Origin of the sequence: Curtobacterium sp. PhB78 (genome assembly GCF_003751685.1) — a bacterium.
Taxonomy (GTDB): domain Bacteria; phylum Actinomycetota; class Actinomycetes; order Actinomycetales; family Microbacteriaceae; genus Curtobacterium.
In genome coordinates this window covers 1-24895 of record NZ_RKIA01000005.1, presented here as the reverse complement: position 1 = coordinate 24895, position 24895 = coordinate 1, and the positions used below count along the sequence as shown (strand labels likewise).

Below are 24895 nucleotides of genomic sequence, written 5' to 3'. Positions count from 1 at the left end.
TATGTGGCTGATCGTTCCGGTTGTCCCACCACTGCCAGTGGTACCCACGGCGGACGTACGCAGCAGGGGAGTCTGGCTCGGGCAGTCGTTCCGAGTGAGTGTTGAGGGGTTCGTGGAGCGGGGCTGAGCCTGCTCCGGCACCACCGTCGAGGAGAACCAACCATGCCGATCGTCCCCGCCTACGCCGCCCCCGCCGCTGGAGCGCTCTTGGAACCGTCGTCGGTCGAGATCCGAGAACTCGGTGCGCACGACGTCCTCATCGACGTCCGCTTCACCGGCCTGTGCCACACCGACATCCACCTGACGCGCGACGAGTGGGGCCCGGGGGTGTACCCGATGGTCCCCGGGCACGAGATCGCCGGGATCGTGGCCGCTGTCGGGTCCGCGGTCACGGCGCACCAGGTCGGCGACCGTGTCGGTGTGGGGTGCCTGGTCGACTCGTGCGGCGAGTGCGAGCGCTGTCTCGCGGGCCAGGAGCAGCAGTGCCTCCGTGGTGCCACCGACACGTACAACGCGATCGGTCGCGACGGCAGGGTCACGTACGGCGGGTACGCGAAGCAGGTCGTCGTCACCGAGGCCTTCGTGCTCCGGATCCCCGACGCACTTCCGCTCGACGTCGCGGCACCGCTGCTCTGCGCGGGCATCACCACGTACTCGCCGCTGCAGCGCTGGAACGCCGGCCCCGGCAAGAAGGTCGCGGTCGTCGGACTCGGCGGGGTCGGCCACATGGCGGTGAAGATCGCCCACGCCATGGGCGCCGAAGTCACGGTGCTGTCCCAGACGCTCGGCAAGCGTGAGGACGGGCTGCGCCTCGGTGCGGCGGACTACCGTGCGACGTCGGACCCCGCGACCTTCACCGAACTCGCCGGCCGCTTCGACCTCATCCTGTCGACGGTGTCCGCCCCCATCGACCTCGGCGCGTACCTCGGTCTCCTGCACGCCGAGGGGACCATGATCATGGTCGGCATCCCCGACGAGCCGCTGCCACTGCACGCGTTCTCCCTGATCGCCGGCAACCGGGCCCTGGCCGGCTCCATGATCGGCGGCATCGCCGAGACCCAGGAGATGCTCGACTTCTGCGCCGAGCACGGGCTGGGCTCGGAGATCGAGACCGTCGCCGCGACGGACATCAACGACTCGTACACACGGATGCTCGCGAGCGACGTCCGGTACCGGTTCGTCCTCGACGCCAGCACGATCTGACGCCCAGTCGGCCGTTCGCACCCGGGTCGGTGATCTGGACGAGTCCCCAGCGGGGAGTCGTTGCGCCAGGCGTGTTCGCATCCCCGGGCCGTAGTGTGGCGGCACGCGGTCTTCGACTGCTGGAGCAGGGCACGACCGGCCACTTCTGATCACAGCATCTGGAGTGACCCCGTGGGCGCCGACCGCGAACGACGACTGTTGCAGACGATCATCGCGCTGGTCGGCAGCGCCACCAGCTCAGAGGACCTCACCGGGCGCCTGCAGCACCTGGTGGACGAGTCGGCGGCGTTGTTCGACGTCCACGCTGCCGGGCTGATGCTGTTCGGCTCGGATCACCGGTTGCAGATCACCGCCTCGGTGGGGCACCACAGCGGACTGCTCGAGCTCCTGCAGCTCGAAGTCGGCGACGGGCCCTGTCTCGAGGCAGCGCGGACGGGGAGCGTGGTCTCGATCCCCGACGTCCGAGTGGCCGAGCCGCGATGGCCGCACTTCTGCCGGGCCGCGGCTGACGCCGGGTACACAGCCGTCCACTCGATCCCGCTGCGGCTCCGGACCACCGTCATCGGATCGCTCAACCTGTTCGGCGAGTCCGCCGGCGCGTTCGACGAGGACGACCTCATCGCTGCGCGGGCACTGGCCGACATCGCAGCGGTCTCGCTCATGCAGCAGCGCACCATCGACGACGCGGTGACGACGCAGGGGCAACTGCAAGCAGCACTCGACAGCCGTACCGTCATCGAGCAGGCGAAGGGGTGGATCGCGAACCGGAACGGGGTGGACACCGCGACCGCGTTCTCCCTGCTGCGCGACCACGCGCGGCGGAACCAGCTCCCGCTCGCCGAGGTCGCCCTCGCCGTCCTCGCCGGACGGACCACCCTCGGCTAGTTGTACTCGGCCACGGCCACGGCCACGGACGTTTCCGGCACCGCCCCACCCCAGCCGTTGAATCCGCCGAACACGACCCGCACCGGGACGGCCTGGGCCCGGTCGGTCACGTACCGGTACACGCCGCCGGGGCGTCCGAGCCACAGCACACGCGCCGGCGTCGCGGTCGTCGCCACTGTCCGGAGCTCGACCAAGTACTGCCCGGAGGGAATCTGGAACTGTGCCGTCTGCTCGCTGTCGAGCAGCGTCGAGAACCGGGTCGAGAACGACGCACCGGTCGTCGCGTTCGTCACCGTGACGCGCGCGCCACTGAGCAGCGGCGACGGGGTGCGGGACGCCGTGTCGGCGTAGACGACCAGGTCGTAGTCGCTGTGTGCGTAGTGCCTCGACAACGTCACCTGCGACGCTGGGAGGGTCCCGCGCTGCTGGTACACCCGGGTCTTCCAGACGGCGGGCGACGCCGTGCCGCTGGCGTAGGCCTCGATGCGGTACTTCCCGGTGCTGAACCCGACGAACCGGTACTGGCCCGCGCTGTCCGAGGTCGTCCGGAACACCTGCGAGGTGTCTTCGTTCCAGGCGTACATCAACCGTCCAGCAGCGGGACCCGAGGGGCCGACCACCCCGCCCTCCACGGTGGCGCCGATCACGAGCGGCACGGTGACCGCGACCGTCGTGCCGCCGCGGACCACGATGGCCGAGCGGAGTCCGGGGGCGTAGGTCTGCGTTCCGCGCGGCGGGAGTTGCCGTGTGGTGACCGTCACGGTGTCCGGGGCGGGGATGCCGGTGAACGTCGCGGTGCCGTCGGCATCGGTGGTGGCGGTCCCGACGACGGCGTCGATGCCGATCGCAGCGATTTCGACGTCCGCCAACCTGATCGGGGTGCCGTCCGGCGTCGCGAGCTGCACAGCGATCGTCCCCGACCCGGCCGCGGCCGCTGGCGGCGCCAGGCCGACCATCGCTGCTGCGGCAAGCGCCACGACCAGTGTCGTTCCCGTCATCAGTCGCATCGCGTTCCCCGCCCACCAGTCGTACCTTGCGGGGGACTGTACGCGTCGTGCGAGTGGTGGGGAAGGACGGCGTCCCGGTTGCGCACCAGGAACGTCGGCGTTCAGTACCTCGTTTCCGCGGCTTCTTGCACAGTGCGGTGCGCGCTCCGGAGCGTCGCGTGCACTACTGTCCTCGGCAGAGGGAAAAAATCCCGCGCTGCTCCGGCAGGCGGGACCGCACACGCGTCTCACGGGAGTCGCCACTTCTTCATCGAAGGAGTGTGCCCGTGTCCGACACCATCGCCCGCCCGCCGTTCGACCCCGAACTGGCGACCTTCCTGGCGGCGCTCGAGGCCCAAGGCCCGTTCACCCTCACCGCTGAGATGTTGCCCCGCATGCGGCAGCTCGACGTGCCCGAGGACGTCCTCGACGAGCGCCTGCGGTCCCGCGGGTACCAGCGGCGGAACGTCACGGTTCCGGGGTACCTCGGTGAGCCCATCGACCTCGCGATCATCGACCGCGTCGAGCGCACCGGTGCGGCCGGTGCGACCGGTGCGACCGCGGCCGTCTACTCGATCCACGGCGGGGGCATGATGTTCGGCCACCACCTCGGGAACCTCGACTCGTTCGACGACTGGCTGCTCGACCACGACGTGGTCCTCGTCAGCGTCGACTACCGCCTCGCACCCGAGTACCCCGATCCGTACCCGGTGGAGGACTGCTACGCCGGTCTCGTCTGGGTGGCGGCGCACGCGGACGAGCTCGGCATCGACCCGGCACGGATCGTCATCGCGGGGCAGAGCGCCGGCGGCGGACTCGCCGTGGGGACCGCCCTGCTCGCCCGTGACCGGCAGGGTCCCGACCTGATGGCGCAGATCCTCGTGTCACCCATGCTCGACGACCGTGACGAGACCGTCTCGACCCAGCAGATCGACGGCGTCGGGGTCGCCGACCGCCAGATGAACCGCTTCGCGTGGGACGCGTACCTCGGGGCACGCCGTGCCACCCCTGACGTCTCCGAGTACGCCGCGCCGGCTCGTGCCGCAGACCTGTCTGCGCTGCCGAAGACCTACATCGACTGCGGCAGTGCTGAGGTCTTCCGCGACGAGGACGTCGCCTTCGCGAGCCGCCTCTGGGCAGCGGGGGTCGACGCGGAGCTCCACGTCTGGCCCGGTGCCTTCCACGGGTTCACGAGCATGGTGCCCGACGCCGCCATCTCGAGGACCGCGACCGCGGCCCTCGCGGACTGGACCCGACGACTGCTCGGCGATCCTTCGCCGATCAGTCGCGCAGCCGGGCGCCAGGACGGACCCGTGACGGGGGTGTCTCGGTAGACATCCCCACGAGCGGGACGGGAGGCCCGGTGCCAGCTGGCACCGGGCCTCCCGTCCCGGCCGATGTCACCAGGCGATCAACGGACGAGCCGAACGGTCGTCCCGATCGGGCCGAAGCTCGACGTCGCGCCGTCGGCGACGAAACCGTTCCGGCGGTAGAACGAGTGCGCTCGCGGGTTGTCGGCCGCGACCCAGAGCGAAGCCGGACGGCCCTCGAGGACGGCGTCCAGGAGTGCCTGGCCAGCACCGCTCCCATGAGCGCACGCAAGCACGTAGAGCATGGTGAGCTCTTCCGGCCGGACCGCATCGGGTTCGGTCACGACCTGTGCCGCGGCGAAGCCGATGATCCCGATCTCGCCCTCGGCGATCAGGGTCGCGAAGGTCTCGTGTTCCAGGTTCGATCGCCACATCGTGATCCGTCGCTCGACGTCGAACCACGGGTTGGTGGCCGGGTCGTCCACGAACCGGCCGTACGTCTCACGCCAGGACGTGGTGTGGACGTGGGCGATGGACTCCGCGTCGTCAACGGTCGCGTGCCGGATCATCATGACGCCGGCCTCACTCCGCACTCCGCAGGTCCTGCACATCCCCGTCGGAGCACTCCGAGACTCCTGTGATGCTGTACCGCTGCGGGTACGCGTTGAATCCGATGGAGGTGACGGGCCCGTCCGCGCCCCGGATGCCGGTGAGCGGGTCTGAACCGCCGCTCTCGAACCGCTCCGTCGTGATCCCCTTTGACTTCCAAAGCTCCTCGACCGTACGGATGTCGGCCGCAGGATCGGTGCCGTCGGTGCCGCTCCGCTCCAGGACGTAGACAAAACGGGCGCCGTCCCCACCGCCCGACTGCGTGCACACCTCGGCAGCGGGGCCGCGGTACACCGTCCACTCGCCGCCGACGGCGTCGGTCGACTCCTTGACGGCGTCGACGATCGACTTCTTCGCCTCGGACGGGTCCACTGCGTTGCCTCCAGGGGCGTTGCTGCAACCGGACACGAGGAGCGCCGCAGTCAGCATGACGCCGACACCGATGCTGGGGCGGGCGACGCCTCGGAGTCCCGGCCGCCGGAGGAAGTCCGACGGGGCGGCTGCTCGGATGCGTTCGTCGTGGCGGACCTGCCAGGCGTGTAGGTCGCCCTGCTGCATTCGTTCGATGGGAGCGGCGGCGCGCGGAGCGCCGCCTTGGACACGCAGAGTTGAAGCGGCGCTGGACGCTGCCTGCGCGAGCAGATCGGCTGCCGCGTCGTCGTACTGGACTTCCCCCACGGTGTTCCCCCTTGCGCCTGGTCCCCGGCGCCCCACCACGACTGTAGCGACCGGGCGCGCAGTGCGCACCACGGAACCGAGCCGCCCCTGTTCACCAACCGGACTCCCGCACATGGCAGGGTGGTCCGGGGCATAGTCGCCCGCAGCCCAGCCAGCCGCGAGCGGAGCACGATGCCACCACCCGACCTGATGGTCGTCACGGACCTCGACGGGACGTTCCTCGACCACCACGACTACTCGTTCGACGCTGCCCTGCCGATGCTCGAGCGGCTGCGCGCGGACGGCGTGCCGGTGGTGTTCTGCAGCAGCAAGACCCGGGCCGAGATCACCGCCCTGCAGCGGCGGACCGGTCTGGATGGGCAGGCGTTCGTCGCGGAGAACGGCGCGATCGTCGTGGGACGAGACGGCAACGTGCTCGCGGGACCGCCAGACGGCGAAGTCGCGCGTCTCCGCGCAGCCCTCGACCGCACCCGTGCGGACCTGGACCTGCACTTCGCGACCTTCGGCGGTGTGACCGACGAGGTCGTCGCCGCCTGGACCGGCCTCGTCCTCGATGCTGCCGGTGATGCCCGGCGGCGCGAAGCCTCCGAGGTCCTGCTCTGGCACGCCGAGGACGACGACCGGGCGGACGCGTTCCGCGCGGCGCTCGCCGCGGCCGGCCTCGACCTCGTGCGCGGCGGCCGCTTCTGGCACGTCCTGCCCGCCGGGCGCGACAAGGGCACCGCGGTCCGCCTGCTCGTCGCCGACCACGAACGCCGCACCGGCACCGCTCCGTGCACCATCGGGCTCGGCGACGGCCCGAACGACACGGCGCTGCTCGACGCCGTCGACCTGGCGGTCGTCGTCCGCGGCCACGGCCCGGAACCCGGCCCCCTCGCCGACGACCGACCCGAGCGCGTCCACCGCACAACCGCCCCTGGCCCGCAGGGCTGGGCCGAGGGCGTCTCCCGATTCACCACCCCGTCCGTCAGGAGCCACCGATGAGCGACTTCCACCAGAACGGCATCATCACGACGTTCCACGACCTCGGCCGCCGCAGCACCGCGAGCATCGAGGACGACCTGCGGGGTTTCGCCGAGAAGCGGCCGATGAGCCTGATCCTGCCGGCGCTGTACTCGGAGCTCGAACGCCCGGCGCTCTCTCGGATCGTAGACGAGCTCGCCGAGGCCGACTGGCTCAGCGAGATCGTCATCGGGCTGGACCGCGCCGACCGCTCGCAGTTCGAACACGCGCGGGAGTTCTTCGCCCGGCTGCCGCAGCGGCACCGCATCCTGTGGAACGACGGGCCGCGGCTGCGGGCACTCGACGCCGAGCTCGAGCGCGAGGGCCTGGCGCCGGGCGAGCCGGGCAAGGGCCGGAACGTCTGGTACTGCACGGGCTACGCGCTCGCGTCGGAGCGTGCGGAGTGCATCGCCCTGCACGACTGCGACATCACCACGTACGAGCGGGGCATGCTCGCGCGGCTGTTCTACCCGGTCGCGAACCCGGCGTTCGACTACGAGTTCTCGAAGGGCTACTACGCCCGCGTCGCCGACGGCCGGATCAACGGCCGCGTCGGACGCCTGCTCGTCGGCCCGCTGCTCCGGTCGCTCCGCCAGGTCTACGGGGAGTCCGAGTACCTGGAGTACCTCAGCAGCTTCCGGTACCCGCTGTCCGGCGAGTTCGCGATGCGCGCGCACGTGCTGAACGGCCTGAAGATCCCGGGGGACTGGGGCCTCGAGATCGGCATGCTGTCCGAGGTGTACCGCGACTACGCGACCCGGCAGGTGTGCCAGGTGGAGATCGCCGATGCCTACGACCACAAGCACCAGCCCCTCGCCGAGGCCGACGGCACCGGCGGACTCGCCCGTATGGGCAACGACATCGTGCAGTCGCTGCTGCGGAAGCTCGCGACGATGGGCGTCCCGCTCACCTCGGACTCGTTCCGGGTGCTCAAGGCGACGTACTACCGGAACGCCCTCGACATCGTCGAGGTCTACCGGCACGAAGCGGAGATGAGCGGGCTCGGCTTCGACCAGCACGCCGAAGAAGCCGCGGTGGAGCTCTTCACCAAGGCGATCCTCGACGCCGGCGGCGCCTTCAGCGCGCGCCCGGACGACAAGCCGTTCATCCCGAGCTGGAGCCGGGTGCGCTCGGCGGTGCCGGACGTGCTCGAGCGGTTGCAGGATGCGGTGGAGGCGGACCAGCAGGACTGATCACGCGCCCTGGGCGCGACCGAAGGGCGGACGGGAGGCACGGTGCGAGCTGGCCACGTGCCTCCCGTCCGGCGGTCTGGCGCTGCTCTCAGGCCGCCGGTCGCGGCGCCCAGCCGAGTTGCGGACCCAGGTGCTCCGCGATGTCCGTGGTGATCTGCGCGTAGTCGTCCGGCTCGAACGAGAACGGCAGCGCGAAGGCGACCTCGGTGACCGCCTGGTAGCCGGCGTCGGCGCGCAACCGGTCCGCGATCTCGGCCGAGGTCCCCACGAGGTCGGCGGCGAAGAGCATCCCGGCGGGCCCCATCGGTACGCCAACTCGGCCGGAGCGGCTCTCGACGTAGGCGCGGTAGCGGGCCTCCTGCTCACGGGTCGCGGTGTCGGTCGGGATGACGACCAGGCCCTGCGAGACACGGGCGGCGTCGGGGTCGGGGTGGACGTCGAGGTAGGCGTCGATCTGTGCGCGCTGGTTGGCGGCGAAGTCCGTGCCGACCTCGCTGCGCGTGACGCTCGAGGTGAGCAGGTGGAAGCCGTTCTCGCCGGCCCAGACCGCCGACTTCGTGCTGCCGGTGCCGTACCAGATGCGGTCGGACAGGCCAGCGCTGTGGGGCTGGACGGTGCTCGCGAACTCCTCGATCCCTCGGCGTTCGACGGTGCCGGTCCCGGTGCCGGCCACCGCGTCTCCGCGCACGAGGTCACGGAAGCGCAGGAGCCGGTCGTTGCCGAGGTCCTCGTGCTCGGCGGTGTCGGGGTAGAGCGCCTCGCGGTACAGGTCGAAGTTCATCGGGGTACCGACCGAGAAGCCGGGGTTCAGCCGCCCACCCAGCAGCACGTCGACGGTGCCGAGGTCCTCGGCGAGCCGGAAGGGGTTCTCGGCGCCGATCGGCGTGACGGCGGTGCCGAGCTCGATCCGCGAGGTCCGCTGCGACGCGGCGGCCATCACCGCAACGGGGGAGGAGATGCCGTGCTGCAGGTGCCGATGGCGCAGCCAGGCGCTGTCGAAGCCGAGCGCTTCCGCGCGTTCGATGACCCGGAGCGTGTCCTCGTGGCCCTCGGACGGTCGGGCGGGGTCGAACGACCCGATCGTCAGGAAGCCGAGCCGTTCCAGGGGAGTTCCGTCGAGGGGCATGCCTCGATCGTGCCAGACCACCGGGTGGCGCGGGGGTCCGGCTGGCAGGGTGGATCGGTGCACATCACTCTGGACTCCGCGACCGACGTCGTCACCGACATCCGCTTCCCCGAGGGCAACCGCTGGCACGACGGGCGGCTCTGGTACTCGGACATGCACACCGGCGAGGTCTTCTCGATGGACCCGACCTCGACCGCGGCTCCGCGCCTGGAGGCCACGGTGGAGGGCCAGTCGTCCGGACTTGGATGGCTCGCCGACGGGCGACTCGTCGTCAGCTCGATGGAGTCCCGCACGGTCGTCGCCGTCGACGACCGTGGAGAGGCGTCGGTGTTCGCCGACCTGTCCGGCGAGGAGTCGTCGCTCCTGAACGACCTGGTCGTCGACGAGGCGACCGGCCGGACCTACATCGGGGCCTTCGGCTACGACCTGTACGGCGGCGAGGAGCTCCGCCCCGGCCCGCTGTACGTGATCGAGCAGGACGGCTCGTTCCGCCTCGCCGCCGAGGGGCTGGTGTTCCCGAACAGCGCGAACGTCCTGCCCGGCACCCGCACCCTCGTGGTGAGCGAGACGTGGGGCGGCCGGCTCACCGCGTTCGACATCGAGCCCGACGGGTCGCTGACCGGCCGACGCGAGTGGGCAGCGCTTCCCGGTGGCGTCACGCCGGACGGCAGCACGGTCGACCGCGACGGCGCCGTCTGGGTCTGCTCCGTCGACACGGGGGAGTTCCTCCGGGTCCTCGAGGGCGGCGAGGTCACGGACCGGATCGACGCGCCGGGGCTGTGCGCGATCGACTGCGCACTCGGGGGCGAGGACGGCCGCACGCTGTACCTGGCGACGGCGGACAGCTACGACCCGGCGACAACGGCGCAGACGCGTGCGGGGCGGATCAGTGCGGTGCGGGTGGCCGTGCCGGGTTGGTGAGCGCCGAGGTTCCAAAATTCGGGCATCTCACGCGCCGCGGAGCCTGCCCGTGGAACCTCGGCGACGTGCACGCGGCATGTCATGGAACCTCGGGGAGGTGCCCCGGGCGTGGCTGGCGCGAACGTGCGGCGCGGCCGGCCGACCACGTCATCACGAGGGCCGCGATCCCCATCGCGATGCCGACCACGCCGGAGCCGAGGCACAGTGGCATCACGAGCCCGAGGCCGATGTTGGCACCCCCACCCTCCGGTCCGTAGTAGACGTCGGCCATCAGCGCGCCGACCCCGAGGAACCCGACGGCCAGCAGCGGCGTGCTGATCAGGTGGAACGTGCGCGCGGTGGTCATGATCGAGCCCTTCGTCGATGTGGTCGACGAATCCTCGCACGACGCCGCATCGTCGTATTCCTGTCCCGGCATCTGACGGCCGCCGAGCGGGCATCGCAGCGCTCCGATGCCACGATGGTCCGGTGAGCATGCCCCCCGAGCCCGCACTCGTCCCCGAACTCCTCGTCGCCGACCTGGACCGGAGCCTCGCGTTCTGGTGCGACCTGTGCGGCTTCGAGACCCGCTACGCGCGGCCCGAGGAGCGCTTCGCGTACATCGCCCTCGGCACCGCACACCTGATGCTCGAACAGGCCGGCGTCGATCGGAACTGGATCACCGGCCCGCTCGATCGCCCGCTCGGCCGAGGCGTGAACTTCCAGATCACCGTGCCCGACAGCCGCGCGCTCGCCGCCACCCTGCTCCGTGCCGAGACCGAACTCTTCATGCAGCCCGAGACGAAGTGGTACGACGTCGGGAACGAGCAGGCCGGCGTCGACCAGTTCCTCGTGCAGGACCCGGACGGGTACCTGGTGCGCTTCCAGTCCTCGGCGGGACGACGCCCAGTCGCCGACTGAACTCGTACAATCGGCCGTGCCTTCCATCCAGATCGAGAGCCCTCGCAGCGACGACGTCCTCAGCCTGCTCCGCCAAGGAGACGCCTTCGCCCTGGCTCTGTACCCGGCCGAGAACTACTACGGCCTCGACGTCGACGCCCTGGAAGCCGATGGGGTCTCGCTGTTCGTCGCTCGCGAGGGTGGCGTGGCCGTCGGCACCGCGGCGCTGGTTGATCGGCGCGATGGATCCGGCGAGGTCAAGCGCATGTTCGTCACCGACGAGGCTCGAGGGCTCGGGGTCGGTCGAGCCCTGCTCCAGGCACTCGAGGCGCACGCGCACGACTTGGGCATCGAGACGCTGCAACTGGAGACGGGCTTGCCACAGGTCGCGGCGATCGCCCTGTACGAGAAGCTCGGGTACCGCCAGGTCCCGCGGTTCCCGCCGTACACCGACGACCCGACGAGCTACTGCATGGAGAAGCGCCTCTGAGCCCTTCGTGTCGGGGCAAGCGCGACGCCCTGGTCGCGACCGCTGATGGACGGGAGGCCCGTGGCGGCCCCGCCACGAGCCTCCCGTCCGTCATCCGTCCGTCGGGCGCGGAGCGCTCTCCGCAGCCGGCCCGTCGTCCAGGCTCGCGTCGACCGCCGGGTCTGGTGACACCGTCTGCGTCCGGATCGGGAAGTCGTCGAGGGCGGTGGCGGCCGGGTGCGCCACTGACCCGCCGCGCACGCGCTTCTTGACGGCTGCCCACGGCCGACCGAACGCGGACCGCGGCGCGCGCTCTGACGGCCCCTCGACCTCGAGGCCGTAGTACGCACCGACGTGTTCGAGCAGGACCTCGCGCTCGGCCTTGTCGTAGGCACGGCGCTCGCGGGTGAAGGCGATGATCGTCGACCAACAGGTGAGCAGCAGCACGACGCTGAAGGGCAACGCCGTGGTGATCGCCGCCGTCTTGAGAGCGTTCAGCCCGCCGCTCAGCAGCAGGGCAACGGCGAGCAGTGCCGAGACGGTGGCGAAGAAGACGCGCAGCCAGTTCTTCGGCTCGATGTCGCCGCCGGACGCGATCATCGCCATCACGAGCGACCCGGAGTCCGACGAGGTCACGAAGAACACGCCGATGAGCAGGATCGCGCCGAAGGTCAGCACCGCTCCGGCGGGCAGGTCGCCGAGCAGGGCGAACAGCGAGCCTTCGAGGTCGACCGAGCCGTCCGAGCCGACCAGGCCACCGGGGCCGTCGGTCTCGCGGTGGATGGCGGCGCCGCCGAGCACGGCGAACCAGAGGAACGTGAGCGCGGTCGGCACGAGCAGCACGCCGAACACGAACTGGCGGACCGTTCGGCCCTTCGAGATGCGCGCGATGAAGACGCCGACGAACGGCGCCCACGACATCCACCAGCCCCAGTAGAAGGTGGTCCACGCGCCCTGCCAGGCGACGCCCTCGGCGCCCTGCTGTGCAGTGACGTTGAACGACAGGCCGACGATGTTCTGCAGGTACGCGCCGATGGACTGCACGAAGTCGCGGAGCAGGAACTGGGTCGGCCCGACGATGAGCACGAACAGCAGCAGTGCGGCGGCGAGCAGCAGGTTGAAGTTCGACAGGATCTTCATGCCCTTGGTGACACCGGTCACGAGCGACACGATGGTCACCGCGGTGATCACGGCGATGATGGCGATCTGGCTGACGATGCTGCTGTCGGCGATGCCAGCGCTCTCGAGCCCGGCGCCGATCTGGATGACCCCGAGGCCGAGCGAGGTCGCGACACCGAACAGCGTGCCGACGAGCGCGATGACGTCGATGAGGTTGCCCCACCCGCCGCGCACCCGGTTGCCGAGCAGCGGCTCGAGCGCCCACCGGATCGACACGGGGCGGCCGCGGCGGTGGATGGCGTAGGCCAGGGCGAGGCCGAGCACGACGTAGATCGCCCACGCGTGGAGTCCCCAGTGCAGGAACGTCTGGGTGAGGGCCTGCTGCGCGAGCTCGTTCTCGGTGCCGGTGACGCCGGGGCGCGGTGAGGCGAAGTGGCTGAGCGGTTCCGAGACGCCGTAGAACACGAGGCCGATGCCCATGCCAGCGGCGAAGAGCAGCGCGAACCACGACCCGGTCGAGAACTCGGGCTCGTCCTGGTCCTTGCCGAGCTTGATGTCGCCGAACTTGCTGAAGCCGACGAACAGCGAGAAGCCGACGAAGAACGCGGCGACGAGGACGTAGTACCAGCTGAAGTTCTTGACGATGCCGTCCTGCAGGCCGACGAACATCGCCTCGGCGCTCGACGGGGAGATCAGGGTGAACGCCACGAAACCGAGCACGAGGACGGCGGCGGGCCAGAACACCCACCGCCGCACCTTCGACGTCGTCTCGACGGGGCCGGGCGGGGGAGCGGAGGTGGTGCTTGCCATGCCCTCCATGGTGCCTGGCGGCGGCTCTGTGCGTTCGCTCAGGCGTGTCGGGGGCGGTACGCTCGGTGCTCTGGAACGTTCCAGAACGTGTTCCGGACCACCTCGAAGGAGAGATCATGGCCCACCCCGACGGCGCCCACTACCGCGACCTCGACCCGACCGCCCTGCGCGATGCCCTCGCGGCCGAGGAGCAGCGCCTGACGTTCCCGTCCTTCGACCTCGACGACTCGTGGCGCCTCGGCTCCTGGCTCCGGCAGGCGGCGATCGACCGCGGCCACGCCATCGGGTTCGCCGTCGTGTTCGGCGAGCAGCGGGTCTTCCACGCCGCGACCGAGGGCGCCGCCGCGTTGAACGACGCCTGGCTCGAGCGGAAGTTCCGCGTCGTGCGGCACTTCGGCCAGTCGTCGCTGCGCGTCCGCGCGACCTACCTGGCCGCCGGCGGGAGCTTCGAGCAGGACGGCGCCCTCGACACGAACGAGTACGCGGCGGCCGGCGGTGCGTTCCCGCTCCTGCTGCAGGGCCGCCTGATCGGGGCGGTCGGGGTCAGTGGTCTCGAGATGCACGACGACCACGCGCTCGTGGTCGAGGGGCTCGAAGCGATCCGGGCCGACGCCTCGTGACCGCCGACGTCCGCATCGCGATCATCGGCGCCGGCAAGATGGCGGCCGTGCACGCCGCCAACGTGGCCCGCACCGACGGTGCCGTCCTGTCCGCGGTCGCCGGTGGGTCCGGAGCACCGGCGCTCGCCGCTCGCCACGGAGCCGCCGCCCTCGAGGTCGACGCCGCGTTCGCCGACCCGGCGATCGACGCCGTCGTCATCGCGTCGCCGAACCCGCTGCACGCCGCGCACATCACGCAGGCGGTCGCCGGTGGCAAGGCTGTCCTGGTCGAGAAGCCCGTCGACCTCGACATCGCCCGGGTCGACGCCTGCATCGCGGCCGTCGGTGCCGCCGCAGACCGGGTCGTCGTGGCCTTCAACCGTCGGTTCGACCCGTCGTTCGCGGCCCTGCACGACCGGTTGGTGGCCGGTGAGATCGGCCCCCTCGAGCAGCTCGTCATCGTCAGCCGCGACCCTGCACCGCCGCCCATCGCCTACGTACCGGGGTCCGGTGGACTGTTCCGCGACATGACCATCCACGACCTCGACATGGCCCGGTGGCTCGGCGGCGAGGTCACCTCGGTGCACGCCGTCGGCCAGGTGAGCGACCCCGAGGTCGCCGCACTCGACGACGTCTCCGGTGCGATGGTCACCCTGACCACGGCTGGCGGGGCACTCGTCACGATCGTCGACGCGCGGAGCAACGCCTCCGGGTACGACCAGCGGCTCGAGGCGTCCGGGCCAGCGGGCACGCTCGCGGTCGGCAACCGGACCGCGACCTCGGTCACCGCGTCGACCGCTGCCGGCGTCGGTGCGGGCGACCTCGCCATCAGCCACTACGGCGACCGGTACCGCGAGGCCTACGCGGCCGAGATCGCCCACCTCGTCGCGGTGACGCGCGGCGACGAGCGCCCGCGCGCGACGCTCGAGGACGGCCGGCGGGCCCTCCTGCTCGCCGACGCGGCGACGGAGTCGCACCGCTCCGGAGCGCGGATCGCGACCTGACGGCGCGGGCCACGGCCCTGGTCGGGCGCGTGCGGCGGACGGGAGGCACGGGGCGGGGGCGACCCGCGCCTCCCGTCCGCCCGTGGGGACGCACACCCCCTTCAGGTGCCATCACAACGCCCGCTGGACAGGGCAGGCTGATTGTCAGGTGGAATCGCACCTTCAGGCCCTAGGGTCGCACCAAGCGCAATCGCGTGAACTCTCTCGAACCGGCCGAAGGGCCGGTCCGCACCGGAAGGTCGGTCCATCTTGACCACCACTCCGCTCGCTCCGGGCTACACCCGCACTCGACCTGGAACAGGAAGCCCCAAGGGCACCTCGACCTACTCAGCCCTGCTCGCGCAGGTGAAGGAGAACGGACTCCTCCGCCGCCGCACCGGGTTCTACTGGTCGCTGTTCGGCACACTCATCGTCACCTTCGCCCTCGCGTGGGTCGCGTTCGCATTCCTCGGCGACACCTGGTTCCAGCTCATCGTCGCCGGCGCGCTCGGCGTGATCTTCACGCAGTTCGCGTTCCTGTCGCACGAAGCCGCGCACCGCCAGGTCTTCGCCTCGCAGAAGTGGAACGACCACGCCGGCCGCTGGCTCGGCACGTTCCTGGTCGGCCTCAGCTACTCGTGGTGGATGAACAAGCACACCCGCCACCACGGCAACCCGAACACCGTCGGCAAGGACCCCGACATCGCACCCGACGGCATCCGGTTCCTGCCGGAGGACGCTGCGGCGGTCAAGGGTCCGCTCATGACGACGTTCATGCGGTTCCAGGGCTGGCTGTTCTTCCCCCTGCTGACGCTCGAGGGCCTGAACCTGCACCGGTACGCCGTGCAGAGCATCGTCACCGGCAACGGCACCAAGGCCGACGTCAAGCACCGCTGGCTCGAGGCCGCGCTGCTCGTCGCCCGCTTCGGCATCTACCTGACGGTCGTGTTCTGGTTCCTGCCGTTCGGCATGGCCTGCGCGTTCCTCGGGGTGCAGCTCGCCGTGTTCGGCGTGATGATGGGCGCCTCGTTCGCCCCGAACCACAAGGGCATGCCGACCATCGCGCACGACGCCAAGGTCGACTTCTTCTCGCGCCAGGTCCGCACGTCGCGCAACATCCGCGGCGGCTGGTGGGTCTCGTTCCTGATGGGCGGCCTGAACTACCAGGTCGAGCACCACCTGTTCCCGTCGATGCCCCGTCCGGCGCTCAAGCAGGCCCGCCTGCTCGTCCGCGACCACTGCGACACGCTCGAGGTGCCCTACACCGAGACCACCCTGCTGCGCTCCTACGGCATCGTCGTCCGGTACCTGAACCGGGTCGGGCTCGCTGCCCGCGACCCGTTCGCCTGCCCGATGGTCGCGCAACTGCGCATCCACTGACGCCGTGCTGTCGACCATGCCGACCGGCACCGTGAAGTGGTTCGACCACGCCAAGGGGTACGGCTTCATCCACCCCGACGACGGGTCCGAGGACCTGTTCGCCCACTTCTCCAGCATCGTTGCGACGACCGGCTACCGGTCGCTCGAGGAGAACGACCACGTGCAGTACGACGTGGGCCCCGGCAAGAAGGGCCCGCAGGCGGACAACATCTCGATCATCCGCTGACGCGGACGACGGACGGGAGGCACGGTGCCAGTTGGCACCGTGCCTCCCGTCGTTTCTTTCCCATGTCCACTGCGCTGGTATGCGGAATCGGGCGTACCTGGTCGAAAGAATCGACCAGGTACGCCCGATTCGGGCAGGTACGCCGCCCGCCGTGCCGGCGCGCGCCCGCCGCGCTACTTGATGCCGGTCGAGGCGATGCCCTGCACGAACTGGCGCTGGAACGCCAGGAACACCACGAGCAGCGGCAGCACGGTCACCGTCGCGATGGCCATCACGGCACCCCACGGCGAACTGAACGCCGGGTTGTTCGTCAGCGTCGACAGGGCCACCGGCACGGTCAGGTTCTCGTTGCCCTGCAGCACGACGAGCGGCCAGAGGAAGTCGTTCCACCGCGTCATGAAGCCGAGGATCACGAGCACCCCGACCAGGGGGCCGCACGAGGGCAGCACCACCCGGAAGAACGTCTGGAACTCGCCAGCGCCGTCGAGTCGAGCGGCCTCCATCAGGGCGTCCGGCACCCCGAGCATGAACTGCCGGGCGATGAAGATCCCGACGACGTCGAACACGGTCGGCAGGATCACCGCCCAGGGGGAGTCGACCAGGCCGATCTTCGCGACGACCAGGAAGCTCGGCACCAGGGTGACCTGGATCGGGATCATGATCGTGACGAGGAACGCCGAGTACAGCAGCCCCCGGCCCATGAACCGGAACTTGGCGAGGGCGTACCCGGCCATCAACGACACGACGACGCTCAACGCGGTGCCGACACTGGTGATGAGCGCCGAGTTGCCGAGCCACCGCCAGACCGGCTGTGTGCTGAACACCTGCGTGTAGTTCTCGAACGTCGGCCGGGTCGGGAACAGCGAGAACGTGCCGCTCTGCGACTGCCCGCCGGGGGTGAGTGCTGAGACGACCATCCAGTACAGCGGGAACACCATCAGGATGGCCAGGGCGGTGAGCCCGGCGACGAGCACCCAGCGACCAGGCCGGCGCCTGGAGCGGGCCCCAGCCGGACGGCGGCGGGGACCGCGGACATCGAGTACGGCCATCAGAGCATCTCCTCCGCCTTGCGGTTGGCGCGCTGCCGGAGCAGCGTGAACACGAGCAGGATCGCGACGAGCACCAGTCCGAGCGCCGCGGCGTAGCCCATCCGGGCATCGATGAACGCGGACCGGAACACGTACTGGATCAGCACGGTCGTCGAGAAGCCGGGGCCACCGCCGGTCATCACGTAGATGACGTCGAAGGCCTGCAACGAGAACACGACGTTCAGGATGAGCAGGATCGAAGTCGTCGGGCGGAGCAGCGGCCACGTGATGGTCCGGAACCGGACCCATCGCGAGGCGCCGTCGATCGCGGCGGCCTCCTTGAGCTCGGCGGGCACGGACTGCAGCGCGCCGAGGTAGATCACCATGCAGAAGCCGATCCGGGTCCAGACCACGACGACCACCAGGGTCGCCATCGCCCAGCCCGGAGCGGTCAGCCAGGGCACGCGCCCCATCCCGAGCGCTTCGAGCAGGTTGTTCACGACGCCGTAGTCGCCGTTGAAGATCCACGACATGATGACGCCCACCACGACGCCCGCCGCGACCATCGGCACGAAGAACAGGGCACGGAACACCGAGCGCCCGGGCAGCGGCCGGTTCAGGGCGACCGCCAGGGCGAGCCCGATCGCCATCGAGGTGGGCACGGTGCCGAGCGTGAACACGAGCGTGTTCCGCAGCGCCGTGCCGATGAGCGGGTCGGAACCCATGTCGACGAAGTTCTTCCCGCCGACCCAGGTGCCGTCGCCGAGCGAGGTGCTGGAGTCCTGGAAGCTCAGCGCGATCGCCGTGATGATCGGGATGAGCGAGAAGCCGAGGAACAGCAGCGCCGCGGGGCCGATGAACACGTACGGGACGAAGCGGCCCCGGCTCCGGCGGGTGCCGCCGCCCGCGGGGGATCCGCCGGTCGGTGGGGCGGTGGACGCCGTCGTGCGGACCGGCGCGGTCTCAGTTCGCAGTGACACTGCGCATCGCCTCCATCATCTGGTTCGAGGCCTCTTTCGGGCTCAGTTGCCCGAGCAGGCAGAGGTCGAGGTAGTCGGCGAACACCGCGTTGAGCGAGCTGAAGTACTCGCCGCTCTCGGCCTTCACCATCGAGAGCGGGATCGTCGTCCCCTGGTCGATGAACCGCTGCATCGTGTCGGTGTTCGCGGCGTACCCGATGTCCTTCGCGTCGAGGGACTTCCGGGCGGGCAGCCAGTTGCCGTCGTGGCAGAACTGCTGCATCTTCGACCGGGACGTGATCATCGCAACGAGCTCGGCCGCGAGCTCCGGGTGCTTGCTCGACTTCGTGACGGCCAGGGCGTTGCCGCCCAGGTCGCTCGCCTCGCCGACGTTGCGGATCATCGGGGCCGTGCCCCAGTTGTCCGGCATGTCGGTGTCGAGCTGCGCGATGGACTCCGGGTTGTTGAGCATCATGCCGATCTGCCCGGTCAGGAACAGGTTCCGCGAGACGTCGCCGCCGCCGCTCTTGCTGAGGTTGCCCGTGGTCGCGAGTCCCTCGGCGTACCACTTCCGGCCGAAGGCCAGGGCGTCGATCGCCTCCGGGGTGTCCATCGACGGGGTGGCACCGTCTTCGCCGAGGAACGCGCCCCCGTTCTGGTGGACCAGCGGCAGCCACCGGTACGCCGTCTCGGGCGACGACCACCCGTACCCGAACGCGTACTTGCCGGTGACCTGCTTGACCTCCTTCGCGACGTCGAGGAACTCGTCCCACGTCCACGCGTCGGCCAGGGCTTCAGGAGGTGTGACGCCGATCTGCTCCATGACGTCGCGGTTGTAGTAGGTGATGAAGTTGTCGGTGTGCTGGAAGACGCCGTACACGCCGTCGTCCCGCGCGCCGATCGCCCAGAACGGGTCGCTGTAGTCCTGCCGGTAGTCCGCCGGGACGGCCCCCGAGATGTCGACCAGGCTGCCGTTCGCGGCGTACCGACCGATCTGCTGCGGGGTGATCCGGATGACGTCCGGCGCCAGGTCGGCGGCGAGCCGGGTGATGAACCACTGGTGGAACTGGCCGGTCGTCACCTCGACGGCGACGCTCGTGCCGGGGTGCGCCGCGACGAACTCGTCGGCGATCGCCTGGTAGCTCGTGATGTCCGTCGGGATGTTCCAGGTGGACAGGCGGATGTGCTTCGTCCCGCCGCGGCCGGTCGTGCCGCCGCCGGCGCACGCTGCCAGCGCGCCGGTCAGCGAGATGCCGGCGAGGGCGAGGAACCCCCGTCTGGCGAGCTGGGGGGATGGTCGGGTCGGCATGGTCCTCTCCTTTGAGGTCGTGGTGCCGTTCAGGTCGGCCGGGAGGCGCGGGGTGCGCACACGGGGCGCCGCGCGTCCGACGTGGGGTCGCGTCCTGGACCCGACCCCACGTCGGGCGCGACGGTTCAGACGAGCGCGGGGCGGGCCTCCCGGTCGGCCACCGGTGCCGCGGTGACCGCGTCCGCCGGACGCAGCGACTCGGGGAGGAGCGCCGCGTGGGCGTGCAGGAGCTCGTCGGTCATCTCGGCGATGCGGTCGAGCGTCAGGTGCGCCGCCGTCAGCGGGTCCAGAGCCACCGCGTGGTGGACGTGCTCGACGTTGCCCGTGAGTGCAGCGCGCACCGCCAGGGTCTGCACGTTCGTGTTCGTGCGGTTGATCGCGGCGAGCTGCGGCGGGAGCTCACCGAACGACGTCGGCTGCACCCCCTTGCCGTCGACCAGGCACGCGACCTCGACGCAGGCGTCGGACGGCAGGTTCTGGATGACGCCCGTGGCGTTCGGCACGTTGCCGTAGACGACCGCCGGCACACCCGTCACGATCGCGTTCACGATGCTCGCGCCGTACTCGACGCTCGGCGTCAGGTCGGCCTTGAGCTTCTCGAGCTGCGTGTCCACGTCGCCCTGCTCGTCGTGCGCCAGGCAGATCTCGTAGTAGTCCCAGCGCTCCGGGATGTACTCGAGCACCGTCTCCGGGTCCTTGCGGAAGTACGGCACGTACTCGCTGGCGTGGTGGCTCGACTCGGTCTCGAAGTACCCGAACGAGCGCATCAGCTGGGTGCGGACCTGCTCGTTGCCGCCCTCGTAGTTGCTCGCCGCGGCAGCTGCCTCGCTGTGGTCGCCGTCGTCGTCGTGCAGGTCGGACGCCGCGACACCCCGCTGGTGCTTCGCCGTCATCACCTCGCGCAGACGCGGGTACAGGTCCTCGCCGTTGCGACGCGTGAACTCGAGGATCCACGCCTGGTGGTTGATGCCGGCGCTGACGAACTCGACCTCGTCGTACGGCACGCCGAGCGTGCGCGCCAGCATGCGGGTCGTGCCCTGCACGCTGTGGCAGAGCCCCACCGTCCGGAGCCCCTTCGCGTTGAGGAACGCCGTGGCCATCGCCATCGGGTTCGCGTAGTTGATGAACTGGGCGTCCGGGCAGAGCTCGAGGGCATCGCGGGCGATGTCCTCGTACGCGCGGACCGACCGCAGGAAGCGGAAGACGCCGCCCGGGCCGACGGTGTCGCCGACCGCCTGGTCGATGCCGTACTTGCGCGGGATCTCGACGTCCCACTTGTACGACTCGACGCCGCCGACCTGGAACGTGATGATGACGACGTCGGCACCCGCCAGGGCCGCACGGCGGTCCGTGGTCTCGAGGACCTCGACACCGAGGCCGTGGTGGGCGACGAGCTCGCGGGCGGCCGTCGCGGTGCGGGCGACCCGGCCCGCGTCGAGGTCCATGAGGTGCAACGTCGCGTCCTGCAGGGCGGGGAAGGAGACGAGGTCGCCGATGAGGCGGAAGGGGAAGACGAAGCCGCCGGCGCCGATGATGGTGATCTTGGTCATGTGTCGACGGTAGGAAGCGCGGGGGTGTGCGGTCCTCCGGCTTCGGACGGTGGGGTTCCAGGATCCTCGGATCGGTCCGTGGCCCGCTGTGCGAGTGTTGTCCGGTGCGCTACCGACTGATGAACGAGTACAGCGTCGACTGGCCGCTCTGGGACGAGGACGGCCTGTGCCCTGAGGGGACACCGGCGTTGTCGGAGACGGTCCGCGACGAAGTACTGCGGTGGGCCGCCGAGTTCAACGAGGACTACTCGGTGGAAGCGGGATGGCCGACCGAGGCCGCGGCGCGCTCGTCCGAGCGCCAGGCGCGTCGACTCTTCCGGCTCGTCGAACGCGAACTGCCGCCGGGCGACGAGCTGGTGCTGGGGTACTGGGAGACGAACAGACGGAAGGGGCTCTGACGGGTCGCGACTGTCGTCGTACGCTGGCGGACGTGGACGAGTGGTGGGACGTGGTCGATGCGGGCGGTGGAGCGACAGGCACGACGTTCCGGCGAGGCGACAGCGGCTGGCCCGCCGGGTCCTTCCACCTCGTGGTCACGGTCTGCGTCCACCGCGCCGACGGGACCGTCCTCGTCACGCAACGAGCTCCGACGAAGGAGTTCGCGCACGGGTGGGAGTTTCCCGGTGGCAGTGCGCTCGCCGGCGAGTCGGGGACAGCGGCGGCCTGCCGTGAACTGCGCGAGGAGACCGCCATCGAGGTCGCGCCCGACGCGCTGCAGTGGGTCGGTCGCTTCACCGAGGACTCTGCGCTGGTGGATCTCTTCACCGTCCGGGAACCTGCCGACTCGACCGTGCGGCCAGCTCCGGCCGAGGTGATGGCCTGGAAGTGGCTCCCCGCGTCCGAGGTGGTCGAACTCCGTCAGAGCGGCGTGATGGCAGATCCGTGGGGACCGCGGTTGGACGCGCTGTGGCCAGCGGCGATGGCCACGATCCGGTCCGTGGACGAGCCTCCCGCGGTGCAGCTGGAAGCACACCGCGACTCCTGGAAGACGGACTACCAGCGTGAGGCGTCGCGGCTCGTCGCCGCGCTCGGAGACCGCGTGCTCGCGGTCGAACACATCGGCAGCACGGCCGTCCCGGGCCTCGAAGCAAAGCCGGTCATCGACATCGCGGTCCGGGTCGCAGTCGACACGGATCCCTTGGCGCTCAGCCCGTTGCTCGCGGCGACGGGCTACACGCAGCACCGTTCCGGTCCGAAGAGCCACGGGGTGTACACCCGAGAGCGAGACGGGGCGAGGACCCACATCCTCCACGTCTTCGCCTCGGACCAGTGGGACGAATGCAACCAACGGCTCTTCCGGGACAAACTGCTCAGCGACCCGACCGCCGTTGCGCGGTACCGGGAGGTCAAGACCCGAGCAGCGCGATCGTCGGACGGTCGTGCCTACACCGCAGCGAAGAGCCAGGTGGTGCAGCAGCTGCTCGATGAGGAACGTGCCGTCCGAGGTCTCGCGTCCGTGACGGCGTGGGACGAGTAGACGGCGGCGCCTGTGGCAAGTCGTGAGGAGTACGACGTGCTCTGGGAACGTGCCCGTCAGCGGCTGCGTGTTGGTGACCTGCAGCTCGACCGTGAACCGGTGGACGGTGATCCGCGCTGGGGTCTGAGCCTGGTGCTGCTCCCTCCGAGGCCACTCGCTCAGCGGATCGCTGGCGTGGCGGATGAACTGGCCGCCGCGTACGACGGCACGCAACACGTGTACGGAGTCGAGGACGTGCACCTCACGATCACGAGCCTCGAACCGTACCGCGATCGGATCGACCGTGCGACGCTCGAGCACTACATCGACGTCGTCGAGGATTCGCGCGGCGCGCTCGACCACCGAGTCCGGCTCGACGGCCTTGGAGGATCGGCGGCCGGCATCTTCGTGCAGGGGTTCGACGACGACACCCTGCGGCCGATCCGTGTCCGGATGCGTGAGGCTGCCTCGGCGCTCCACGGCGGTGCCGCGCCTCCGATGGCCTTCATCAGGAACACGGCCCACCTCTCGATCAGTGTGCACCGCGAGGCCTCACGCGAGGCAGCGGTCGTGCGTCACGTGGACCGATCGCGCCACCAGGAGCTCGGAGAGATGCACGGGGCACGAGTCGCGCTCGTCCGGTACCGACCGCGCGTCGGCTCCATGGGCATCGAAGTACTCCACACCGTCGGGTGAGTACCAGGACAGGCTGTTGCGCCAAGGCCGTAGGGTGGCGCTCGTGACGGCCACAGGGAGACGGAAGCGATCGGTCGTGGTGATGGTCGTGGTGACGCTTGCGCTCGTCGCGTTGCTCGCCGGTGTTCGCCTCGTGTCCCTGTTCGCGTTCGCGACCGAGGGGGATGTGCCACCCGCTTCCTCGGTCTCACTGCCCGCGGGCAGCGAGCTGATCACGGAAGAGAAGGAGTGCGCTTCTGGTGGGTGCTGGGCCGTGCTCTCGGTCCGACCGCCCGAGGGAGTGAGCCCGCAGGACCTCGCGACGAGCTTGGGGATGACTCCGCAAGCTCGTCAGCGCGGGACACTGTGGGACCCGCGCACCGTCAACCTGAGTTCGGAAGCGGACGGGGAACTCCTCGTCATCAGAGCCGACTACTGGTCTCGTCAGGCGACCCCCTGACGGAGGTCCTGTGTGGGGAAAGGCTCACTGACGTAGGCTCAGCATCGTGCTCGACGTGGAGACGATGGAAGCGGCGTACTGGAGCCACCGCGGCCCGGCTCCGCTCATGGCGTCGTCCCATCGGCACGACGACCTCGAGATGAACCTGGTGCTCGACGGGCACCTGGACTACCGGTTCGGCGGGGCGCCGGTAAGCGTGCACGCGGGCGAGATCGCACTGTTCTGGGGCTGGACCCCGCACCAGCTCGTGGGTGACGGCACCGGCACGGGCGAGTTCCGCTGGGTGCACATCCCGCTGGCCGAGGTGCTGGCGTGGGGACTGCCCGACCACGACCTCGGAGCGATGCTCCTGAACCGCCCGATCGTCGTGCCGACCGCAGCCGCTGGCCGTGACGTCGAGTCGATGCTCGGGTCGTGGCAGCAGGACTTCGAGGACGACGGTGCGGAGATCATCGCCAACCTCGAGGCGCAGGCGCTCGTGCGTCGCCTGCTCCGGCACCACCGCGATGCCGTTGACCTGCGGCCCGGCGGCGGGCACGGCACCGCGGATGCCATGCACCGCGTGATCGACATGGTGCGGTTCGTGGTCGACCGGTTCCGCGAACCGATCGAGGTCGCTGACGTCGCAGCGGCCGCACACCTGCACCCGCACTACGCGATGTCGGTGTTCCGACAGGACGTCGGCACCACGATCGTCGAGTACCTGACACGGTGCCGGGTGGCCGAGGCGCAGCGGTTGCTCGCGACGACGTCCATGACGACGTCGGAGATCGCGCACGCCGCAGGGTTCGGGTCGCAATCGAGTTTCTACGTGCACTTCACCCGTGCGTGCGGAACCGCGCCAGGTGCGTACCGAGCGCGGGTTCGCTGACCCGGCGTCTCCACGCACGAGCAACGCCCCGTCGCGAGCGACGGGGCGTTGGCCGTTCCGGTCTGCCATGCACAGCCGGAGTACGTGGGGTGTTACTTGATCTGTGCGGTGATCGTGGCGGTGCCGACGAGGAGGCCGCGCTTGACGGCGTCGGTGCCGAAGGTCTTGTTCAGCAGGCCGGCGGCGTCTTCGGAGACGTGGACGGTGGT

Annotated in this window: 27 protein-coding genes; 17 read left to right on the top strand and 10 right to left on the bottom strand. The window is 70.2% G+C overall.

What is annotated here, in order from left to right; genetic code table 11:
- The first annotated feature begins 162 nt into the window (after positions 1–162).
- Together EDF53_RS12370 and EDF53_RS12365 are read left to right on the top strand one after the other, a co-directional pair.
- On the top strand, positions 163–1203 hold the full coding sequence (locus EDF53_RS12370; protein ID WP_123293879.1) for an NAD(P)-dependent alcohol dehydrogenase: 1041 nt from the start codon (positions 163–165) through the stop codon (positions 1201–1203).
- Between the two features lie 171 nt (positions 1204–1374).
- Complete coding sequence (locus EDF53_RS12365; protein ID WP_131973727.1) at positions 1375–2088, top strand: GAF and ANTAR domain-containing protein; 714 nt, start codon at positions 1375–1377, stop codon at positions 2086–2088.
- Here the strand turns inward: EDF53_RS12365 and EDF53_RS12360 are convergent.
- Positions 2085–3086, bottom strand: a complete 1002-nt coding sequence (locus EDF53_RS12360) for a carboxypeptidase regulatory-like domain-containing protein (protein WP_148058345.1) — start codon at positions 3084–3086, stop codon at positions 2085–2087. The two genes, EDF53_RS12365 and EDF53_RS12360, sit on opposite strands and share 4 nt — an antisense overlap.
- A gap of 275 nt (positions 3087–3361) precedes the next feature.
- On the opposite strand from EDF53_RS12360, the gene EDF53_RS12355 reads away from it, so the two are divergent.
- A complete protein-coding gene (locus EDF53_RS12355; protein ID WP_123294174.1) occupies positions 3362–4408 on the top strand; it encodes an alpha/beta hydrolase in 1047 nt (348 codons plus the stop codon).
- 77 nt (positions 4409–4485) lie between these two features.
- On the opposite strand, the gene EDF53_RS12350 is transcribed toward EDF53_RS12355, so the two are convergent.
- Both EDF53_RS12350 and EDF53_RS12345 read right to left on the bottom strand, forming a co-directional pair.
- Complete coding sequence (locus tag EDF53_RS12350) at positions 4486–4956, bottom strand: GNAT family N-acetyltransferase (RefSeq protein WP_185021031.1); 471 nt, start codon at positions 4954–4956, stop codon at positions 4486–4488.
- Positions 4957–4966: 10 nt separating this feature from the next.
- On the bottom strand, positions 4967–5671 hold the full coding sequence (locus tag EDF53_RS12345; protein WP_148058344.1) for a hypothetical protein: 705 nt from the start codon (positions 5669–5671) through the stop codon (positions 4967–4969).
- A 171-nt stretch (positions 5672–5842) separates the two neighbouring features.
- Between EDF53_RS12345 and EDF53_RS12340 the strand changes: the two genes are divergently transcribed.
- Together EDF53_RS12340 and EDF53_RS12335 are read left to right on the top strand one after the other, a co-directional pair.
- Positions 5843–6655: a mannosyl-3-phosphoglycerate phosphatase gene (locus EDF53_RS12340; RefSeq protein WP_123293875.1), complete on the top strand. Its 813-nt coding sequence runs from the start codon at positions 5843–5845 to the stop codon at positions 6653–6655.
- Positions 6652–7866, top strand: coding sequence for a glycosyl transferase (locus tag EDF53_RS12335; RefSeq protein ID WP_123293874.1), 1215 nt, complete (start codon positions 6652–6654; stop codon positions 7864–7866). The genes EDF53_RS12340 and EDF53_RS12335 overlap by 4 nt, the downstream gene beginning before the upstream one ends.
- 88 nt (positions 7867–7954) lie before the next feature.
- On the opposite strand, the gene EDF53_RS12330 is transcribed toward EDF53_RS12335, so the two are convergent.
- On the bottom strand, positions 7955–8992 hold the full coding sequence (locus EDF53_RS12330) for an LLM class flavin-dependent oxidoreductase (protein WP_123293873.1): 1038 nt from the start codon (positions 8990–8992) through the stop codon (positions 7955–7957).
- 57 nt (positions 8993–9049) lie between these two features.
- Here EDF53_RS12330 and EDF53_RS12325 point away from each other — a divergent pair, with 57 nt between their 5' ends.
- Positions 9050–9913: an SMP-30/gluconolactonase/LRE family protein gene (locus tag EDF53_RS12325; protein WP_185021030.1), complete on the top strand. Its 864-nt coding sequence runs from the start codon at positions 9050–9052 to the stop codon at positions 9911–9913.
- A gap of 79 nt (positions 9914–9992) precedes the next feature.
- Here EDF53_RS12325 and EDF53_RS12320 read toward each other — a convergent pair whose 3' ends face one another.
- A complete protein-coding gene (locus EDF53_RS12320; RefSeq protein ID WP_123293872.1) occupies positions 9993–10259 on the bottom strand; it encodes a hypothetical protein in 267 nt (88 codons plus the stop codon).
- 128 nt (positions 10260–10387) lie between these two features.
- On the opposite strand from EDF53_RS12320, the gene EDF53_RS12315 reads away from it, so the two are divergent.
- The gene (locus EDF53_RS12315) at positions 10388–10813 is read left to right on the top strand and encodes a VOC family protein (protein ID WP_123294171.1); all 426 of its coding nucleotides are present in this window, start codon (positions 10388–10390) and stop codon (positions 10811–10813) included.
- A 16-nt stretch (positions 10814–10829) separates the two neighbouring features.
- Entirely contained in the window at positions 10830–11282 is a 453-nt protein-coding gene (locus EDF53_RS12310; protein ID WP_123293871.1) for a GNAT family N-acetyltransferase, read from the top strand.
- A gap of 90 nt (positions 11283–11372) precedes the next feature.
- Here the strand turns inward: EDF53_RS12310 and EDF53_RS12305 are convergent, their stop codons facing one another.
- Positions 11373–13190, bottom strand: a complete 1818-nt coding sequence (locus EDF53_RS12305) for a BCCT family transporter (RefSeq protein ID WP_260215579.1) — start codon at positions 13188–13190, stop codon at positions 11373–11375.
- 116 nt (positions 13191–13306) lie between these two features.
- Here EDF53_RS12305 and EDF53_RS12300 point away from each other — a divergent pair, with 116 nt between their 5' ends.
- From EDF53_RS12300 to EDF53_RS12285, 4 genes are all read left to right on the top strand, one after another.
- A complete protein-coding gene (locus EDF53_RS12300; protein WP_123293870.1) occupies positions 13307–13810 on the top strand; it encodes a heme-degrading domain-containing protein in 504 nt (167 codons plus the stop codon).
- The gene (locus tag EDF53_RS12295; protein ID WP_243692509.1) at positions 13807–14793 is read left to right on the top strand and encodes a Gfo/Idh/MocA family oxidoreductase; all 987 of its coding nucleotides are present in this window, start codon (positions 13807–13809) and stop codon (positions 14791–14793) included. Before EDF53_RS12300 ends, EDF53_RS12295 begins: the two co-directional genes overlap by 4 nt.
- A 249-nt stretch (positions 14794–15042) precedes the next feature.
- Positions 15043–16152, top strand: a complete 1110-nt coding sequence (locus EDF53_RS12290) for an acyl-CoA desaturase (protein ID WP_123293869.1) — start codon at positions 15043–15045, stop codon at positions 16150–16152.
- Between the two features lie 16 nt (positions 16153–16168).
- Positions 16169–16378: a cold-shock protein gene (locus EDF53_RS12285; RefSeq protein WP_123294168.1), complete on the top strand. Its 210-nt coding sequence runs from the start codon at positions 16169–16171 to the stop codon at positions 16376–16378.
- A gap of 173 nt (positions 16379–16551) precedes the next feature.
- Here the strand turns inward: EDF53_RS12285 and EDF53_RS12280 are convergent, their stop codons facing one another.
- The 4 genes from EDF53_RS12280 to melA all read right to left on the bottom strand — a co-directional run bounded on the left by EDF53_RS12280 (position 16552) and on the right by melA (position 21224).
- The gene (locus EDF53_RS12280; RefSeq protein WP_071252441.1) at positions 16552–17427 is read right to left on the bottom strand and encodes a carbohydrate ABC transporter permease; all 876 of its coding nucleotides are present in this window, start codon (positions 17425–17427) and stop codon (positions 16552–16554) included.
- The gene (locus EDF53_RS12275) at positions 17427–18386 is read right to left on the bottom strand and encodes a carbohydrate ABC transporter permease (protein WP_123293868.1); all 960 of its coding nucleotides are present in this window, start codon (positions 18384–18386) and stop codon (positions 17427–17429) included. Before EDF53_RS12275 ends, EDF53_RS12280 begins: the two co-directional genes overlap by 1 nt.
- A complete protein-coding gene (locus tag EDF53_RS12270) occupies positions 18370–19674 on the bottom strand; it encodes a sugar ABC transporter substrate-binding protein (protein WP_260215575.1) in 1305 nt (434 codons plus the stop codon). Before EDF53_RS12270 ends, EDF53_RS12275 begins: the two co-directional genes overlap by 17 nt.
- 125 nt (positions 19675–19799) lie before the next feature.
- Entirely contained in the window at positions 19800–21224 is a 1425-nt protein-coding gene (melA, locus tag EDF53_RS12265) for an alpha-galactosidase (protein ID WP_123293867.1), read from the bottom strand.
- A gap of 119 nt (positions 21225–21343) precedes the next feature.
- On the opposite strand from melA, the gene EDF53_RS19385 reads away from it, so the two are divergent.
- From EDF53_RS19385 to EDF53_RS12245, 5 genes are all read left to right on the top strand, one after another.
- A complete protein-coding gene (locus EDF53_RS19385) occupies positions 21344–21622 on the top strand; it encodes a hypothetical protein (RefSeq protein ID WP_185021029.1) in 279 nt (92 codons plus the stop codon).
- A gap of 32 nt (positions 21623–21654) precedes the next feature.
- Positions 21655–22701, top strand: coding sequence for a GrpB family protein (locus tag EDF53_RS12260; protein WP_185021028.1), 1047 nt, complete (start codon positions 21655–21657; stop codon positions 22699–22701).
- A gap of 174 nt (positions 22702–22875) precedes the next feature.
- Positions 22876–23376 (top strand): hypothetical protein, encoded by a 501-nt coding sequence (locus EDF53_RS12255; protein WP_133939128.1) that lies wholly within the window; start codon positions 22876–22878, stop codon positions 23374–23376.
- A 76-nt stretch (positions 23377–23452) separates the two neighbouring features.
- Positions 23453–23815: a hypothetical protein gene (locus EDF53_RS12250; RefSeq protein WP_123293864.1), complete on the top strand. Its 363-nt coding sequence runs from the start codon at positions 23453–23455 to the stop codon at positions 23813–23815.
- Between the two features lie 46 nt (positions 23816–23861).
- On the top strand, positions 23862–24686 hold the full coding sequence (locus EDF53_RS12245; protein WP_123293863.1) for a helix-turn-helix domain-containing protein: 825 nt from the start codon (positions 23862–23864) through the stop codon (positions 24684–24686).
- Positions 24687–24895 lie beyond the last annotated feature (209 nt).